This is a genomic window from Sporocytophaga myxococcoides DSM 11118 (genome assembly GCF_000426725.1).
Lineage (GTDB): Bacteria > Bacteroidota > Bacteroidia > Cytophagales > Cytophagaceae > Sporocytophaga > Sporocytophaga myxococcoides.
Map to the genome: position 1 here is coordinate 1,275,993 of NZ_KE384560.1, position 15,615 is coordinate 1,291,607.

Here is a 15,615-nt window from a genome sequence, read left to right on the forward strand (position 1 = left end):
CAAATAACAAAAACCTTCTCTCAATGGTTTAATTGTTAATTCTAGATAAACGGAATTGGATTGGTACCATGGAAAAAGGATTGGAGAAAGTTTACTTGACTCGTCTCACTGAGCTGTATGCAATGGAAAAAAAACAGTCTCAGCTATTACCGGTTCTTCTCAAACATACCACTCATAAAGAATTAAGAGAAGCCATAAAGGAACACTTGTACTATACTCAAAAGCATTTTTCCAGGTGTATAGAGATCATGAGAAGATTTGGGAAATCAAAAGTAGTAGCTTCTGTTTCCGAACCAATGGAAAAACTTTTTGAAGAAGCATGTGCTTTGGTCATGCAGAAGAAAGAAGATAATGCCGCAAACCTCACAATGATTTTACAAAAAATTGAACATCTTGAGATTGCTTCATATTCAAGTGCTCTTACCTGTGCTAAGATTCTGGATTATAAAAACGATTGTGAAACTCTTCAAAAATGCCTGGATGAGGAATATGATCAGGACAACAGACTTGATAAAATCTCAGAGGAAATATTTATGGCACTTGTTTAAAGTGCCATTTTTGTTTTTTGCTTAATTCAGAAGATCCAGAATATAATATTATTCACAACTGAGATCAGAATGGCGAATATTACGGCCCACCAAAAGCTTTTGATTTCAAAACCCTTAACGAGTTTGTCTACGAGCATAATCATAAATACGCTAATGATAAAATTGACAAGACCTAATGTCAGCCAGTTGAGTGGAAAGGCAAGAATTTTGAGAATCCAGCCCAATGTAGCATTGATGATGCCTATCAATATAGCTACCCAAATAGCAGTGCTGAAACTTTTTACCGATACGCCTGGCAATATTGCAGAAACTAGCCAGACAGCAAATGAATCTACTAAAAGATGTATGATGAATTTCATGAGTGTATTGTTTTATGCAAATTAAACAAGCAGGATAATCAAATGTTAAAAGAGGATAAACTTAATAATAGAGACTCGGTAAGAGTGATTTTTAAATTCTTTAAAGTTTGTATATTTAAATCTTTAAGTATAAAATACAATTAAAAAATCATACATCACATTAAACATAGTTTTTGAACTATTCGATTTTTTATGAGCAGTAAAGAAGTTAGAAGGAAAGGAATGCCAGCGAGTATACCTTACATTATAGGTAATGAGTTGGCTGAGAGATTTAGTTATTATGGTATGAAAACCATTCTTACTGTTTTCATGACCAAATACTTAATGGATAGTACAGGAAACCTTGATGTGATGTCTGGGGAGGAAAGTAAATTTTGGTATCACATGTTTGTGAGTGCTAACTATTTTTTTCCAATTCTTGGAGCTTTACTTTCTGATATTTTATGGGGAAAGTATAAAACCATCATCTCTCTTTCCATCATATACTGCTTAGGTCATTTAGCCTTATCTCTGGATGAAACGAGGCTTGGACTTTCTTTTGGTTTGACAATGATTGCAATTGGTTCTGGAGGAATTAAGCCATGTGTATCAGCGAATGTTGGAGATCAATTTACAGAGGAGAATAAAGACTTATTGCCCAAAATATTTAACTATTTTTATTTATCAGTAAATATGGGTGCCTTTGTTTCAACTATTTTTACACCCATCCTTCTGAGAAGATTTGGTCCTTCCGTAGCCTTCGGTGTTCCTGGGGCTTTAATGCTTTTAGCTACTATTATATTCTGGTTAGGTAGATCAAAATATGCAGTTATTCCACCAGTTGGCTGGAAAAAATATAAAGAAGAAATACTTAGTAAAGAAGGGATGAAGGCTTTGGGTGGACTTGTAATTATATATCTCTTTATTGCGGTCTTTTGGTCTCTATATGAGCAGACTGGCTCTTCATGGGTGATTCAGGCTATGAATCCACATATGATAAAATCATTTGATGTATTTGGATTTAAATTTGAAATTCTACCTGATCAGGTTCAGGCTTTAAACCCGATTTTCGTTTTAATTCTGGTTCCTTTATTTGATTTGGTTGTATACCCTTTTCTTGGAAAGTTTATGAATTTAACTTCTTTAAGAAAAATTACGATCGGAATGTTTGTGTGCGCATCCTCTTTTGCTATTGTGGCTTATATGGAAACAAGTCTTTATGCTGGGAAGGATATTTCGATTTTGTGGCAGTGTTTTGCTTATCTGATACTGACAATATCAGAAGTAATGATTTACGGAACCGGGCTGGAATTTTCGTATACTCAAGCTCCAAATGATATGAAATCACTTATCATGGGCTTTTTTCTTCTTTCGGTTTCTCTGGGAAGTTTGTTTACAGCTTTAATAAATTGGTTTATTCAAAATCCTGATAAAACTTCAAAATTAGCAGGTCCTGCATACTTCTGGTTTTTTTCCGGACTTATGCTGATTACAGCTGTTGTATTTATTTTTGTGGGCCTTAAGTATAAAGAACAATCACACGTTCGAAAAGCGATGAGTTAGAATAAGAAAAAGATATTTTAATTTTAAGCTTACAATAAGTTTACATTACCATTCTACCTTTGTGATACTAAAAACAAAGTGGAAAAGGAATGAACTTTAATTTCTTAAAATCAAATTTACCCGATTTTGATCTGCTGACACTATTAATGGTTGTCAGTGCGGTAATACTTTTAAGTATCAGATCACTATAATAAACCTTTACTCCCAAATAGGAGGGGTTACTTTAATTGAATAGGGAGAGTGATTTATTTACAATTGTTGATCACCTTCCTGATATATCTGAACATGATATATTCTTCACTTTCCTCGTCTTTTTGATGGACGGCGTCTTCTAAATCGACTATTACTCTGTTTTTTATGGAATCTGTGCGGAGAAATTTGGAGACATTTTCCCTGATATAAGCCCTCTTTTCTTCTTCTGTGTGAGAAAGAAATTCTATATAGACCTCTTTTACAAGCTTTAAGCCTCTGTCTGGGCTTAGATTTTTAAGAAGAGTGAAACATGAAAGGTTGTTCAGCTCTTTTTGGGATACGATACAATCACAGTCCGCAATGCTTAAATGCAAATAAGCAAGGAAGTGTTCGTAAACCCAATTCATCGTCACATTTTGATGAACCATAAACTTAAAAGGTTTAACATTGTAAATTTAATCCTTTTGTAAATAACAAAAAAATACCTCTGTTAATTTAACAGAGGTATTTTTGTTATTGTTTTGTAAAACAGGCTATTACATCATTCCACCCATTCCTCCGCCCATTGGAGGCATATGGCTGTGAGCAGCTTTTTCTTCTGGCTGATCTGCAACTACACATTCCGTAGTAAGAAGAAGAGCAGCAATAGAAGCAGCATTTTCAAGAGCTAGTCTTGTAACTTTTGTAGGATCTAAGATACCAGCGGCAAACATGTTTTCATATCTGTCATCACGCGCATTGTATCCATAATCACCTTGTCCTTCTTTTACTTTCTGAACGATTACAGAACCTTCAAGACCTGCGTTGAATACGATAGTTCTCAATGGAGCTTCGATAGCAGTTCTGATGATTTGTACACCTGTGATTTGATCTTCGTGAGATAGTTTTAAATTATCAAGTGCTGCACTAGCTCTGATAAGAGCTACACCGCCACCAGGGATAACACCTTCTTCAACAGCAGCTCTTGTTGCATGTAATGCATCATCAACTCTGTCTTTTTTCTCTTTCATTTCAACTTCAGTAGCAGCGCCAACATAAAGGATAGCTACACCACCTGAAAGCTTAGCTAGTCTTTCCTGAAGTTTTTCTTTATCGTAGTCAGAAGTAGTAGATTCAATCTGAGCTTTGATCTGATTAATTCTCGCTTTAATTTCTTCTTTTTGACCAGCACCGTTAACAATAGTAGTGTTGTCTTTGTCAACAATGATTTTTTCAGCAGTACCTAAGAAATCAAGGGTAGCGTTGTCAAGTTTGAATCCTCTTTCTTCAGAGATTACAGTTCCGCCAGTTAATGCAGCGATATCTTCAAGCATTGCTTTTCTTCTGTCTCCGAAGCCTGGAGCTTTTACAGCAGCAATTTTCAAAGCACCTCTTATTTTGTTTACAACAAGAGTAGCAAGAGCTTCGCCATCTAGATCCTCAGAAATGATCAACAATGGTTTTCCTGTTTGAACTACTTGCTCCAATACTGGAAGAAGTTCTTTCATTGAAGAGATCTTCTTGTCATAGATAAGGATGAAAGGATTGTCAAGATCAGCTTCCATTTTATCTGCATTGGTTACAAAGTAAGGAGAAAGGTATCCTCTATCGAATTGCATACCTTCAACGATCTTTACTTCAGTCTCAGTTCCTTTTGCTTCTTCTACAGTGATTACACCATCTTTACCAACTTTGTCCATAGCATTGGCAATCATTTTACCAATTTCCTCATCGTTGTTGGCAGAGATTGTAGCAACCTGAGCTACTTCCTGAGAGCTCTCGATTTTTTTAGATTGTCTTTTAAGATCAGCAACGATAGCTTCTACAGCTTTATCGATACCTCTCTTAAGGTCCATCGGGTTTGCACCTGCCGCAACGTTTTTAATACCAGCATTGAAAATAGCCTGAGCAAGAACAGTAGCAGTAGTAGTACCATCACCGGCAGCATCAGCGGTTTTAGATGCAACTTCTTTTACAAGTTGTGCACCCATATTTTCGATTGGTTCTTTTAATTCAATGTCTTTCGCAACAGAAACACCGTCTTTAGTAACTGTTGGAGCACCGAATTTTTTGTCAAGGATTACATTTCTTCCTTTTGGTCCTAATGTCACCTTTACAGCATCAGCCAATGCATCTACACCTTTTTTCAGTTTTTCTCTGGCTTCTGTATCGAAAAATATATTTTTTGCCATGGTATTTTTAATTTTTTTTGTTTTGTAATTGATTTGCTTTTAGACAATTAAGTTATTAAAGAACTGCGAATATATCAGCTTCGCGCATCATAAGATACTCTTTCCCATCAATGGTGATCTCAGTGCCTGAGTATTTACCATAAAGAACAGTGTCGCCTACTTTTACAGTCAGAGGCTCATCTTTTTTTCCTGTTCCAATTGCAACAACAGATCCTCTTTGAGGTTTTTCTTTAGCTGTATCAGGAATAATGATACCAGAAGCGGTTCTTTCTTCAGCAGGAGCAGGTTGGATCAAAACTCTGTCTGCTAGTGGTCTGATATGTAGATTGTTACTCATTTTGTTAAAGCGTTTAATTTTATAAGGTTAAAAGTTTTTAATTTTCTTCGATACTGCAGCTCTGCATTTCCTGTGCCAGAGGTAAAAAGCTGAAGATTTGTCAGTGAACGGTGAGGCATAGAAACCCAGATCTGCCTTTTTTGTTTTAAAACCTGTCATTTTTTCATTTGTTTTTTTAGGGTGAATTGGATAAATTATGTGAGGGCTAACAAAATGGCATTGAAATCGTATATCTAGTATAACTTTTTTGAGATTATGAAAGAGTTAAATAAAAACTGGCTGACAGAAGGACTTATAGATTTTGAGTATAAAAAATATATGCTCCTCGCTTACCTTCACGATGTAAAGGGAAGCTTTAATGAAAAGAAACTTTATCCATTTCTTTCCGATTTACTTTTTCACTATCAGAATCTTGTGCGTTTAAAGGAAAATAAACAGCTTCTGAAAGAACATTTCCCTAAACAAATTTCCAGTGCTGATTTCGAAAAGTTAGAAGTCATCTATGAGGAATTGGTCAATGATGACAAGGTTATGCGGGAACTGGAGGAAATAGTAATGTTCGCATTGCCTAAACTTAAAGATCAGTTGGTGGAGGGAAAAGAGATTTATGAAGAGATAGAAGACAAGCTGTCAATAAGTCCGATAGGACTGTCTCCTCTTAATTTAGATGCGGGATACCTTTTATTTCATACTAATAACAGAACTGAAACACAGGTTTATGAATATCAGGTGACTTTATTTCAAACAGCAGAAGCTAAATACAGAGGAATTCATACACACTTTGTCGAAAGTATAAGTAAGACCATAGGGAATACTTTTGAAAACATAAAATTGGAGTTGATTAAGAAGTATAAAAAGTTACCAAATCCTGCTACTTTTTTGGTGAATTCAAAAATAAACTATCCTTTTGAAGAAACTGTAATGCCTATAACCAAGAGGTTGCTGGTGAAAAAGCTTTATTCAGAAACTCAATAGACTATAGTAAATACTATTACGGTAGGGATAAAAAAAACGCCTCTAATTAGAGGCGTTTTTTTTTATCTTTTATAACAACATTATTCAGCTGTATCATTTTTAGCAGGAGCTTTTTCCTGACCTTCACCTGGAGCTTTAGGCATCAGCTTATTTCCTTCCTGAGCTCTTTCAACGTTCACACTGTTTATACCTGCGTCATTATCTTCAACATTGTTTTTATAAAGAAGATTAATGCCAAGGCAAAGAACAACTAGAGCAATTGCAAATCCCCAGGTTAATTTTTCTAGTAAATCTCCGGTTTTTTTCACACCCATGAATTGAGTAGAACCACCTGCAAAGTTTCCGGAAAGACCACCACCTTTAGAATTTTGCGCAAGTACCAGAACAACAAGGAAAAAACAGGCTATAAATATTAAAACCGTGACTAAAATTTCCATTATAAATTATTTTTCGTTTTTTAATTCATTAATAAGGCCTGCAAAGTAAGTACTTTTTTCAGGATTTTTCAAACTTAATTGTGTGTAAATATCAATAGCTTTCTGAATTTTACCTTGTTTTATCAAAATCTTAGCAAAGTTTTCAGATACCAATCCTTTGGATTCTACACCGGATTTTGCAGAAAGGTCTTCTTGGTCCTCGGCAACAGTCCTTGGATTTAATGGAGGAATTGTTGGATCCTCTTTTATAAATTTGTCTATTATATTTTCAACTTGCTTTTTATCAAGCTGTTTTCTTCCTCTATCAAGGAATTCTAGGTATTGAATGTGCAAATCAGCATCATTATTACTGATTTCCTCGTTGTCAATATTTTTTTCTATGATTTTTTTCTCGAGAAAAGCGTTTTTCTCTTCTTCTTTCTTTAAAAAGATTTCAACCTTTTCCCAAGGAAATTTTTCAATATTGATTTTGTTTTTGCCCTTAAATGCTTCTTTCTGAGAAAGTTCTTCTAGTATTTTATCTTCAGGAAAAGCGTATTTTTTTTCCGGCATTACCGCCGGTAGGATGACTGGAGGAGGAACAGTAGAAGGATTTTCTGCGTCGGATTCTGGATCGGTAATTTTATCTTTGGCTGCTTCTTCTTTCAGTTTTCTGAGTTCTTGCAGGTTTTTCTGAAGATCTTCAAAAAATTCTTTTGAATTGGTTATGACCTGCCCAGTAGGAGGGGAATATTTTTCAGCTTCTGACGGATCATCTTTTTGAGGAAGAATTTCTTTTTCCTCCTGAACTTTAATTTCGTCTCTTTTTTCTGGTTCAGAAATTAGCTTAGTATTTTTCTCTTCAGCAATGCTGGCAGTTTCACTTATGGCAATGTTTTCTTCTTCAATTTCTTCAATGAGAACTTTTTCTTCAAGAAGATTTTCAGGAGCAGGAGCCTGTATTAAATGATTGATTGATTTATTTTCTGATTTAAAAGAATACCTCGAATGGTGGATTATCTTTTTAAGATTTTTCCTGTCAAAAGAATAGGCTGCTGCTTTTCGTATTCTTTTTTCAGCAAGCATATTATCTGTTTCATAGGAAGCCTTGGCAAACAGGATATGTGCTGCCTGGCAGTAAGGGAAAATCTTCACGACTTCTTCCAGATCTTTAAGATCTGTAGAAGAAACTTCCGCGGAGTTTGTAATTAAGTCTATGAAACGTTGCTTATTCAATATTTATCCGGTTTTTAGGATTTACCAGTTGGAAGTTGTTTTTGTAAAGATATCCAAAACCATCTGGTCCAGCATCTTATTTACTAAGGTCCCTTCTACTTGTGATAAAGCCTGATTGGCAGGGAAGTCACCGCTTGTAGGCGGACTGGTAAAGACATTGGTAAAGCTGGCTTTTTCATCGAGTGTATTAATAAATTTTACTTCAATCTTTATGACCAATCTGTTGATACCAGCAATCTCATTGGCTTGAACACCCGTACTCGTTATATTATAACCAACTATTCTTCCCTCAAGTTGCCAGTCTCCATTACTTTTTACTAGTACCAGGTTGGAGTTTTGCTGGTAGTAACTTCTTAGTTTTTCAGTGAAATTCTGCGAAAGGGTAGGAGGGCCATTACCTGCGTCATTAGGAAAATTGAGAATAGAAATGTTTTTTACTTCCGGAGGAATTCTTCCATCGGTAAATGAATATACACCACATCCTGTTAGGAAAGAAAGAATAAATACCAGAATAAGTGCATTAATGCTTAATCTAAACAAGTTTCTGGCGGGGCTAAATTTATTCATGATACTATATTCAAAATTCTTTTATTAAATCAAAATTATTCTTCGATTTCATACTGCTTTAATTTCCTGTACAGTGTACGTTCAGAAATGCCAAGGTCGCGAGCAGCATTTTTTCTTTTATTATGATTTCTCTTCAGGGCCTTTAAAATCATTTCTTTTTCCTTGTCTTCAAGAGAAAGCGATTCTTCTTCGGGCTCCTGAATTGCATCCTCTATTTTTTCTATTTCAATAGGGGCATGTTCGTGTATATGCTCTTCGGAAGGAGGAGGCAGCAAAAACTTAGCCGGACGTTGGTCTCTGGGATAAATTTCTTCGGTAATTCCAGTAAAAAGGTCAGGATGATCTTTGATCATCTGTGAGCCATAATTTTCGTTTTGAAGAAGGTCAAAAACGAGTTTTTTTAACTCTGTCATATCTTTCTTCATGTCAAAAAGAATTTTATACAGAATATCTCTTTCTGAAAAATCTTCTGTTTTGTTCTTGTCTTTATTAAAGACAGCCGGAATGCCACTGTGAGGCTCAGGAAGGTATTTTAATAAAGTCTCTTTAGTGATATCTCTGTTGGTTTCCAGAACAGAGACCTGCTCAACGATATTTTTAAGCTGACGAATATTTCCAGGAAAACGAAAATTGTTTAGACTAACCTTTGCTTCGTCATTGAGTCTAATCGGCTGTACTTTGTATTTATCAGCAAAATCGGCAGCGAATTTTCTAAAAAGTAATTCTTTGTCGCCTTCACGATCTCTCAGCGGAGGCACGAAGATAGGCACGGTATTCAATCTGTAATAAAGATCTTCACGAAACTTCCCTTTCTCAACTGCCTGGTAAAGATCTACGTTAGTTGCAGCTACAACTCTTACATTTGTCTTTTGAACTTTGGAAGAGCCAACCTTTATAAATTCTCCGTTTTCAAGTACTCTTAAGAGTCTGGCCTGTGTTCCTATCGGCATTTCACCTATTTCATCAAGAAATATTGTCCCACCATTAGTCACTTCGAAATATCCTTTTCTCGCTTCATGCGCTCCTGTAAATGAGCCTTTCTCATGACCAAACAGTTCAGAGTCTATAGTTCCCTCTGGAATTGCACCGCAGTTAATAGCAATAAATTGCCCATGTTTACGGGAGCTTAAAGAATGTATTATTTTGGAAAAGGATTCTTTTCCGCTACCGCTTTCTCCGGTAATTAAAACTGTCATATCAGTCGGTGCTACCTGAATAGCAACCTGAATTGCATGATTTAAAACAGGAGCATTGCCAATAATCCCAAATCTTTGCTTTACGCTTTGTATTTCTTCATTCAGATTCACGGATTCTCCCTTCGATTTTAATTAACTGATTTTTGTTGAAGAAGGAATTATTTCAATAATCTCTCCAAAAAGAGTGGCAAGCGAACAGTCTGTCACAAGTACATTCACATAATCCCCAATTTTGCTGTTCCCTTTAGGAAATACTACAACTGTATTTTCTGAGTTTCTGCCTTTATATTCCTGATCTGATTTTTTAGATTCTCCTTCAACAAGCACTTTATGTACTTTGCCCAACGCTTCCTTATTTCTGTATAGGGAATGCTCTTGCTGAAGGTTGATTACCTCAGTAAGGCGTCTCATTTTGGTCTCTTCCGGAATATCATCAGCATACTTTTTCTGTGCAAGAGTTCCCGGTCTTTCAGAGTAGGCAAACATATATGCAAAGTGGAACTTTGCCTCTTCCATGAGAGACAGGGTCTCCTGATGCTCTTCTTCTGTTTCGGTGCAGAAGCCTGTGATCATATCTGATGATATACCACAGTCTTCCCCAATAATATTTCTTATAGCCTTTACTCTGTCCAGGTACCACTCTCTTGTGTAAGTTCGGTTCATCAAGTCCAGTATTCTGCTGTTGCCGCTTTGAACAGGTAGGTGTATGTAGTTACAGATGTTCTCATACTTTTTGATTGTGTAAAGGACCTCATCTGTAATGTCTTTTGGATGTGAGGTTGAGAACCTGACTCTCAGGTCAGGGCTGACAAGTGCTACTTTTTCAAGTAACTGAGCGAAATTTACTTTTTCGCTTCCGTCTTCTGATTGCCACTTATAAGAATCTACATTCTGACCAAGAAGGGTTACTTCTTTATAACCCTGTTCTACAAGTTCTAGGGTTTCTTTTAGAATAGACTGAGGGTCTCTGCTACGTTCGCGGCCTCTCGTAAAAGGAACAACACAAAATGAACACATGTTGTCACAGCCCCTCATAATGGATACGAACGCACTGACTCCATTTGAATTTAACCTTACCGGACTGATATCCGCATATGTTTCTTCTTTGGATAAAAAGACATTAACGGCTTTATTTCCTTCATCTGCTTCAGCCATTAGATTTGGCAGGTCTCTATAGGCATCAGGTCCTATTACGAGGTCAACAATTTTCTCCTCTTCAAGAAATTTTGCTTTTAACCTTTCTGCCATGCACCCTAAAACTCCGATGGTTAGAGAGCGCTTTCTTTTTTTCAAAGTGTTAAACTGAGCAAGGCGGTTTCTTACCTTTTGTTCGGCATTTTCCCTGATCGAACAGGTATTGATAAAAATTACATCAGCAAGTTCCATGCTGTTAGTTGTGTCAAAACCATTCTTATGCATAATAGAAGTCACGATTTCGCTGTCAGAAAAATTCATCTGACAACCGTAGCTCTCTATATATAATTTTCTCTTATTACCTGTATTTTGTTCAGTGCTAATTCTAGGTAAATCACAGGCGGCTTTTTCCTCTGCTGTCATTGATTCCTTATGATTGATCCTGTCTTCCATTTAATAAATTCTTTTTGCAAAGATAAGAAATTTATTTAAAACTGACAGATTGGCAGATTTAATATTTATTAACCTAAAAATCAGGTTTAAAAGTTCAATTCGTCAATAAGTTTTTGGTCCAGCCCATAAATGTCCCTTCTAAAATGAAGATTTTCTTTGCTATCCATCCAGGTTGTGAAGTACACAATGTAAACCGGTACTTTTTTCTTGAGTTTCATAAATACTTCCTTCTCCATTCCCAGTAGTTTGTTAATTTCTTTTTCTTTCCACATACCTTGCTGCTCTAAAAGATATTGAGCAAGTTTCATAGGTTCTTCCAAACGAATACATCCATGGCTAAATCCTCTTTCTTTCTGTGTGAAAAGGTGCTTGGAAGGAGTATCATGAAGGTAAACATCGAAGGTATTAGGGAATAAAAATTTCACTTTGCCTAATGGGTTTTCAGGACCAGGTGTTTGTATGAAGGTTAAATTGAAGTTTTGTTCGTTGATAGAATGCCATACAATGCTATCAGGATGTACAGGGTTGTTCAGTTTATTGCCAAGGAAGATCTGCATGTGATGGCTCGATAAATAAGCAGGATCCTTCTTTTGCATTGGAAGTAACTCCTTAACGGCAATACTTTTCGGTACATTCCAGGAAGGGTTAAATACGAGAAATTGAATTTCATTTGAAAATATTGGAGTATGCGATAAGGTCTTTCCTACGATGACATTCATCTGCCAGGCATGCTTATTATTTTCATATACATGCAGTGCATATTCCGGAATATTAATGGCCAGATAAAGATCTCCGCCTTTTTCCGGAAGCCATCTCCATCTCTCCATATTTGCAGAAATTTGTAAGATCCTTTTTTCAACTGGAATATTCAGTTCATCTGTTGTTAGAGGGTCTAGAATTCCAGTTGTATCAAGACCATGGCAGAACTGAAATTTTTTTAGAGCAGCAACAAGAGTTGAATCAAAATAAGCACTAGTATCTGTTTTTAATGTTTTACTTTCAAATGAAAGGCGATGTCTTAGTTGTTTGATAATCTCAGAAGTGTCACCGGATTTTATGTTAATGGTTCCCTTGTCTACATTTCCCCATCCGCCTTGCTTGGCAATTTTCCTGTATTGAATAAGGGTTTTCTTTAATAAATTATATTGCCTATGTAAAGGATGGAATTTAGATGCAGAAAAGGTGCTGTCCAAATTCGCTTTAAGAATTGAGGCTAGCAGCTCTCTTTCGTTGATTGTTTTTTTAGTGATAAACCAATCATACTTTTCCGGATTATTGATACCTGCCCAGATTTTCCGCGCATATTTAAAAAAAGTTATGGAAAGAAAAATATCAAATTCTTCTCTGGCCTTTATGTGTTCAGGATGTGTAGACTTCTGGTAGTCGGAGAGCTGAATGTAGTGATGCCATATATCATTAGTAGGAAAGCATTCCATAGAGAATCCTTCCTCATCAATATGTTTGATCATATTGATAGTATAATTAGCCTGTGGGATGAACTTCCCTTTATATGACCAGGCAAGTTTATAATTTCGTTTTTTATAAAAAGAAAGAACATCTTCCTTCCATATACTGTCTTCTGGTTGGTTGTGAAAATAGACATTTATAAGATTTTCATCTGTTTTTTCAATTCCCGGAAGTTTTACGGTATGGGCTTTTTTTTGAGAATTTACTTTTCCTTTACAGGAAAATAAAATGATACTATATAAAGAGACAAGTAGAAGAAGGAGGTGCTTTGATTTCACAAATGTCAATAGGTTAATGAATTTTCCGGCATCAATTTATGAAATTATTCTTTTGATTCCAGAATAGATTTGAGTTGTTTGTCATGGTCATAGATATCTTTAAGGAAGTGGATAGCTCCTTTTTCATCAACCCATGTAGTAAAGTAAAGGATGAAGACCGGTAGTTTTTTCTTTAACAAAATTGTTTTTTCCTCCTGTCTGTATATTGCCTGATATAGTTTCTTTTTATTCCAATCGGGTTCATCTTTCAAAAGGTAAGATGCAAGCCAAACAGGATCTTCAATTCGAATGCATCCATGACTAAAGTTTCTTTCACTTTCTTCAAAAAGATAATCCGATGGAGTATCATGCAGGTATATATCGTATTCGTTAGGAAATAAAAACTTGATGTTACCTAATGGATTATAGTAGTTTGGTTTTTGTTTTAATACATAATTAAATTTGCGGCTGTCAAGATTGAGCCAGTCTATGGTGTCAGGCCTGACCATTGTGTTGAACGAATAATCTGTAAATATTTCTATATTTTGTTTAGAAAGTATGCTAGTATCTCTTTTGATCATTGGAACAAGCTCTGTTACCGCGATATTAGCAGGAACAATCCAGGATGGATTGATAACTATTTTTTCTATCTGATCACTGAAAATCGGAGTGTAAGCTCCACTTTTTCCGACGATCACTTTCATATTAAAAATTTCAGAGTCTTTTTCGAAAACATGCATTTTAAATTCAGGTATGTTTACTAGTATGTATTTTTCCGAAGGTTCTTCAGGTACCCATCTCCAGCGTTCCATATTGATCGTGATCTGCTCTATTCTATCTTCAATCGGGACATTCATTTCTTTGAGAGTTTCACCTTTGACAATGCCATCTTCTTTCAGTTTGTGTCTATATTGAAAGTGCATAACAGCCTGTTCAAGTTCCTGATCAAATGTTTGGTTATCCTCAAAATGACTAAGATCTGAAGAGAGATAAAGCCGTTTTCTCAAAGTTATAATTTCAGGATCAATATCCCCCTTGATTAACACCTTGCCTTTTGGGTTAATAGTGGGCCATCCGCCTTTTCTGGCAATTTCTGTGTATTTATTTAATACAACCTTGAGTTCTTTATAATCTTTATGTAGTGGTTCGAATTCAGAGAAAGGGTCCTTGGTTCCAGAAGACAGAATGGAATCAAGGGTTTTTCCATACTTAACTTTTTTGTGTTTGATTTTCCATAAGTTTTCCAAGTCGTCATTTTTGAAGTGGCCTCTCCAGATTTTTTTAGAGTCTTTGAAAAAAGAAGCCGAAAGCAGGATATCCGTATAGGTAAAGATTTCCTGCTTTTCTTTCAATCTGAACCATTGCGTGTCATTACTTTTTTTAATGGCCTCTTTTAAAGCAATCACATTGGTACTGTCCGTTGGTAATCCATGTTTATTCATATGGTAAAGGTAATTTACCAGCATTTGAGCTTGAGGTATGAATTCGTAATCTTTTGACCAGGCCAGCTGGAAGTTTCTTCTTATATAGAACTTCTCCAGTTTGTTTTGAACCTGTTGGTATTCGGGATGTTTTTTTATGAATTTTTTTATTTCAGCATCAGAGATTTTGACCTGTTCAGGCATTATAATGTTGAAATTCACGCTATCATTGTATTCCCTTTGAAAAGTATTTGTTTTTTTAGAATCACATGAATTCAAAAAAAGTAACAGAAATGCAATTAATAATACCTTCATCAGAAATATATATTCTAGTCAACACAGATACCATGGACAGCTGAATAAATGCCCTTCAAATAAATAACTGCAATAGGGGAAAATGAGTTTTCAATAAGTAAGGAGAATAAATGGTAAAATCTAAATGAATAAAAATACCATATATTTTTACTCTGTTTTTTTCAGTGAATTTTAATCGGATATTTGGTGTAAAATAGTGGGAATCGTTTGGTTTTAAGGAATTAACGTTTTATACTTGTCTTTTAAAAGGGCCCTGTTTATCTTCTAGTTTATATTTTTAATCAGTACTTAACTATTAATTGAAATGAAGGATAACATTTTTGATTCGGACAAAGCATTTACAATTGAAACTTTAAAAGAGTTAAAAAAGCTGATCCTTGAAGAACAAAACATCAAACCAGAGAATAAAACAAAAATTTTTGAAATGCTTCAGGAAGTAGATTTTATTCTGGGGAAATATGATACTATTTATGAGGAAATGGTAGATGTGTTTGCTTCTATGGCTTTACATGATTTCAGTAAACGACTTCCTACTGATATTGGCTTTAAACATGATTTTTTAAGCTTCCTGACTTTAGGGATAAATATGATTAATGAGCAGCTTGCTGAAAATTCCCTATCAAAACAAGGAGTTCACAAGGTTATTGATGTAATGGAAAATAAAGACAGGGTTATTTTCATTACAGGAATAAATGGAAACATATTTTTTGCCAATTCAACTGCAAAGGATCTGAATGATTTTAAAGAGGAGACTTTGATAGGACAAAAGATTGAGACTTTAATTGAAAATTATTGCAATATAGAAGAGTTGATGTTATGGGATGGAAGCCTTAATAATATTCCAATTCAGTTTCGCTGGAATGGAAGTTTAATATCTTCTGTATTGAATGTTTCTTTGATTATGCATTCAGGGAAAGTTGAGAATATTATTTATTTGATAAAGTTAAATCAGCGATAAGCATAAAGCGAAAAGCTAAAAGATGCCAATCTAAAAATTAAAAGCTAAAAGTTGAAAAATCCCTTTCGAGA

Annotated in this window: 15 protein-coding genes; 4 read left to right on the forward strand and 11 right to left on the reverse strand. The window is 35.2% G+C overall.

The window, feature by feature from the left end:
• The first annotated feature begins 68 nt into the window (after window positions 1-68).
• Window positions 69-548 carry a DUF892 family protein gene (locus tag K350_RS0123785; RefSeq protein WP_028982051.1) on the forward strand — a complete coding sequence of 160 codons (480 nt, stop codon included), beginning with the start codon at window positions 69-71 and terminating at the stop codon, window positions 546-548.
• Window positions 549-574: 26 nt separating this feature from the next.
• Here K350_RS0123785 and K350_RS0123790 read toward each other — a convergent pair whose 3' ends face one another.
• Window positions 575-907, reverse strand: a complete 333-nt coding sequence (locus K350_RS0123790; protein WP_028982052.1) for a phage holin family protein — start codon at window positions 905-907, stop codon at window positions 575-577.
• 192 nt (window positions 908-1,099) lie between these two features.
• On the opposite strand from K350_RS0123790, the gene K350_RS0123795 reads away from it, so the two are divergent.
• Window positions 1,100-2,449: a POT family MFS transporter gene (locus K350_RS0123795; RefSeq protein WP_028982053.1), complete on the forward strand. Its 1,350-nt coding sequence runs from the start codon at window positions 1,100-1,102 to the stop codon at window positions 2,447-2,449.
• Between the two features lie 245 nt (window positions 2,450-2,694).
• On the opposite strand, the gene K350_RS0123800 is transcribed toward K350_RS0123795, so the two are convergent.
• The 3 genes from K350_RS0123800 to K350_RS0123810 form a co-directional block, all read right to left on the reverse strand.
• Window positions 2,695-3,069 (reverse strand): hypothetical protein, encoded by a 375-nt coding sequence (locus tag K350_RS0123800; RefSeq protein WP_028982054.1) that lies wholly within the window; start codon window positions 3,067-3,069, stop codon window positions 2,695-2,697.
• Window positions 3,070-3,177: 108 nt separating this feature from the next.
• A complete protein-coding gene (gene groL, locus K350_RS0123805) occupies window positions 3,178-4,812 on the reverse strand; it encodes a chaperonin GroEL (protein WP_028982055.1) in 1,635 nt (544 codons plus the stop codon).
• A gap of 55 nt (window positions 4,813-4,867) precedes the next feature.
• Window positions 4,868-5,149, reverse strand: a complete 282-nt coding sequence (locus tag K350_RS0123810) for a co-chaperone GroES (protein WP_028982056.1) — start codon at window positions 5,147-5,149, stop codon at window positions 4,868-4,870.
• A 255-nt stretch (window positions 5,150-5,404) separates the two neighbouring features.
• Between K350_RS0123810 and K350_RS0123820 the strand changes: the two genes are divergently transcribed.
• Complete coding sequence (locus K350_RS0123820; protein ID WP_028982057.1) at window positions 5,405-6,124, forward strand: hypothetical protein; 720 nt, start codon at window positions 5,405-5,407, stop codon at window positions 6,122-6,124.
• A gap of 80 nt (window positions 6,125-6,204) precedes the next feature.
• Here the strand turns inward: K350_RS0123820 and secG are convergent, their stop codons facing one another.
• From secG to K350_RS30175, 7 genes are all read right to left on the reverse strand, one after another.
• Entirely contained in the window at window positions 6,205-6,561 is a 357-nt protein-coding gene (gene secG, locus K350_RS0123825; protein ID WP_028982058.1) for a preprotein translocase subunit SecG, read from the reverse strand.
• Window positions 6,562-6,567: 6 nt separating this feature from the next.
• Complete coding sequence (locus tag K350_RS31665) at window positions 6,568-7,776, reverse strand: hypothetical protein (protein WP_051313584.1); 1,209 nt, start codon at window positions 7,774-7,776, stop codon at window positions 6,568-6,570.
• A 21-nt stretch (window positions 7,777-7,797) separates the two neighbouring features.
• On the reverse strand, window positions 7,798-8,343 hold the full coding sequence (lptE, locus tag K350_RS0123835; protein WP_051313586.1) for an LPS assembly lipoprotein LptE: 546 nt from the start codon (window positions 8,341-8,343) through the stop codon (window positions 7,798-7,800).
• A 35-nt stretch (window positions 8,344-8,378) separates the two neighbouring features.
• Window positions 8,379-9,650, reverse strand: a complete 1,272-nt coding sequence (locus K350_RS0123840) for a sigma-54 interaction domain-containing protein (RefSeq protein WP_028982060.1) — start codon at window positions 9,648-9,650, stop codon at window positions 8,379-8,381.
• A gap of 21 nt (window positions 9,651-9,671) precedes the next feature.
• Window positions 9,672-11,126: a tRNA (N6-isopentenyl adenosine(37)-C2)-methylthiotransferase MiaB gene (miaB, locus tag K350_RS0123845; protein WP_028982061.1), complete on the reverse strand. Its 1,455-nt coding sequence runs from the start codon at window positions 11,124-11,126 to the stop codon at window positions 9,672-9,674.
• 86 nt (window positions 11,127-11,212) lie between these two features.
• Complete coding sequence (locus tag K350_RS0123850; protein WP_156027169.1) at window positions 11,213-12,871, reverse strand: L,D-transpeptidase family protein; 1,659 nt, start codon at window positions 12,869-12,871, stop codon at window positions 11,213-11,215.
• Window positions 12,872-12,915: 44 nt separating this feature from the next.
• A complete protein-coding gene (locus K350_RS30175; protein WP_028982063.1) occupies window positions 12,916-14,586 on the reverse strand; it encodes a L,D-transpeptidase family protein in 1,671 nt (556 codons plus the stop codon).
• A 304-nt stretch (window positions 14,587-14,890) separates the two neighbouring features.
• On the opposite strand from K350_RS30175, the gene K350_RS0123860 reads away from it, so the two are divergent.
• The gene (locus K350_RS0123860; RefSeq protein ID WP_028982064.1) at window positions 14,891-15,544 is read left to right on the forward strand and encodes a PAS domain-containing protein; all 654 of its coding nucleotides are present in this window, start codon (window positions 14,891-14,893) and stop codon (window positions 15,542-15,544) included.
• Window positions 15,545-15,615: the final 71 nt, after the last annotated feature.

Coding starts and splice junctions, on each gene's coding strand:
- lptE (WP_051313586.1), bottom strand. CDS start 8,343: ATGAATAAATTTAGCCCCGCCAGAAACTTGTTTAGATTAAGCATTAAT.
- K350_RS30175 (WP_028982063.1), bottom strand. CDS start 14,586: ATGAAGGTATTATTAATTGCATTTCTGTTACTTTTTTTGAATTCATGT.
- secG (WP_028982058.1), bottom strand. CDS start 6,561: ATGGAAATTTTAGTCACGGTTTTAATATTTATAGCCTGTTTTTTCCTT.
- K350_RS0123810 (WP_028982056.1), bottom strand. CDS start 5,149: ATGAGTAACAATCTACATATCAGACCACTAGCAGACAGAGTTTTGATC.
- miaB (WP_028982061.1), bottom strand. CDS start 11,126: ATGGAAGACAGGATCAATCATAAGGAATCAATGACAGCAGAGGAAAAA.
- groL (WP_028982055.1), bottom strand. CDS start 4,812: ATGGCAAAAAATATATTTTTCGATACAGAAGCCAGAGAAAAACTGAAA.
- K350_RS0123800 (WP_028982054.1), bottom strand. CDS start 3,069: ATGGTTCATCAAAATGTGACGATGAATTGGGTTTACGAACACTTCCTT.
- K350_RS0123860 (WP_028982064.1), top strand. CDS start 14,891: ATGAAGGATAACATTTTTGATTCGGACAAAGCATTTACAATTGAAACT.
- K350_RS0123820 (WP_028982057.1), top strand. CDS start 5,405: ATGAAAGAGTTAAATAAAAACTGGCTGACAGAAGGACTTATAGATTTT.
- K350_RS0123790 (WP_028982052.1), bottom strand. CDS start 907: ATGAAATTCATCATACATCTTTTAGTAGATTCATTTGCTGTCTGGCTA.
- K350_RS0123785 (WP_028982051.1), top strand. CDS start 69: ATGGAAAAAGGATTGGAGAAAGTTTACTTGACTCGTCTCACTGAGCTG.
- K350_RS0123795 (WP_028982053.1), top strand. CDS start 1,100: ATGAGCAGTAAAGAAGTTAGAAGGAAAGGAATGCCAGCGAGTATACCT.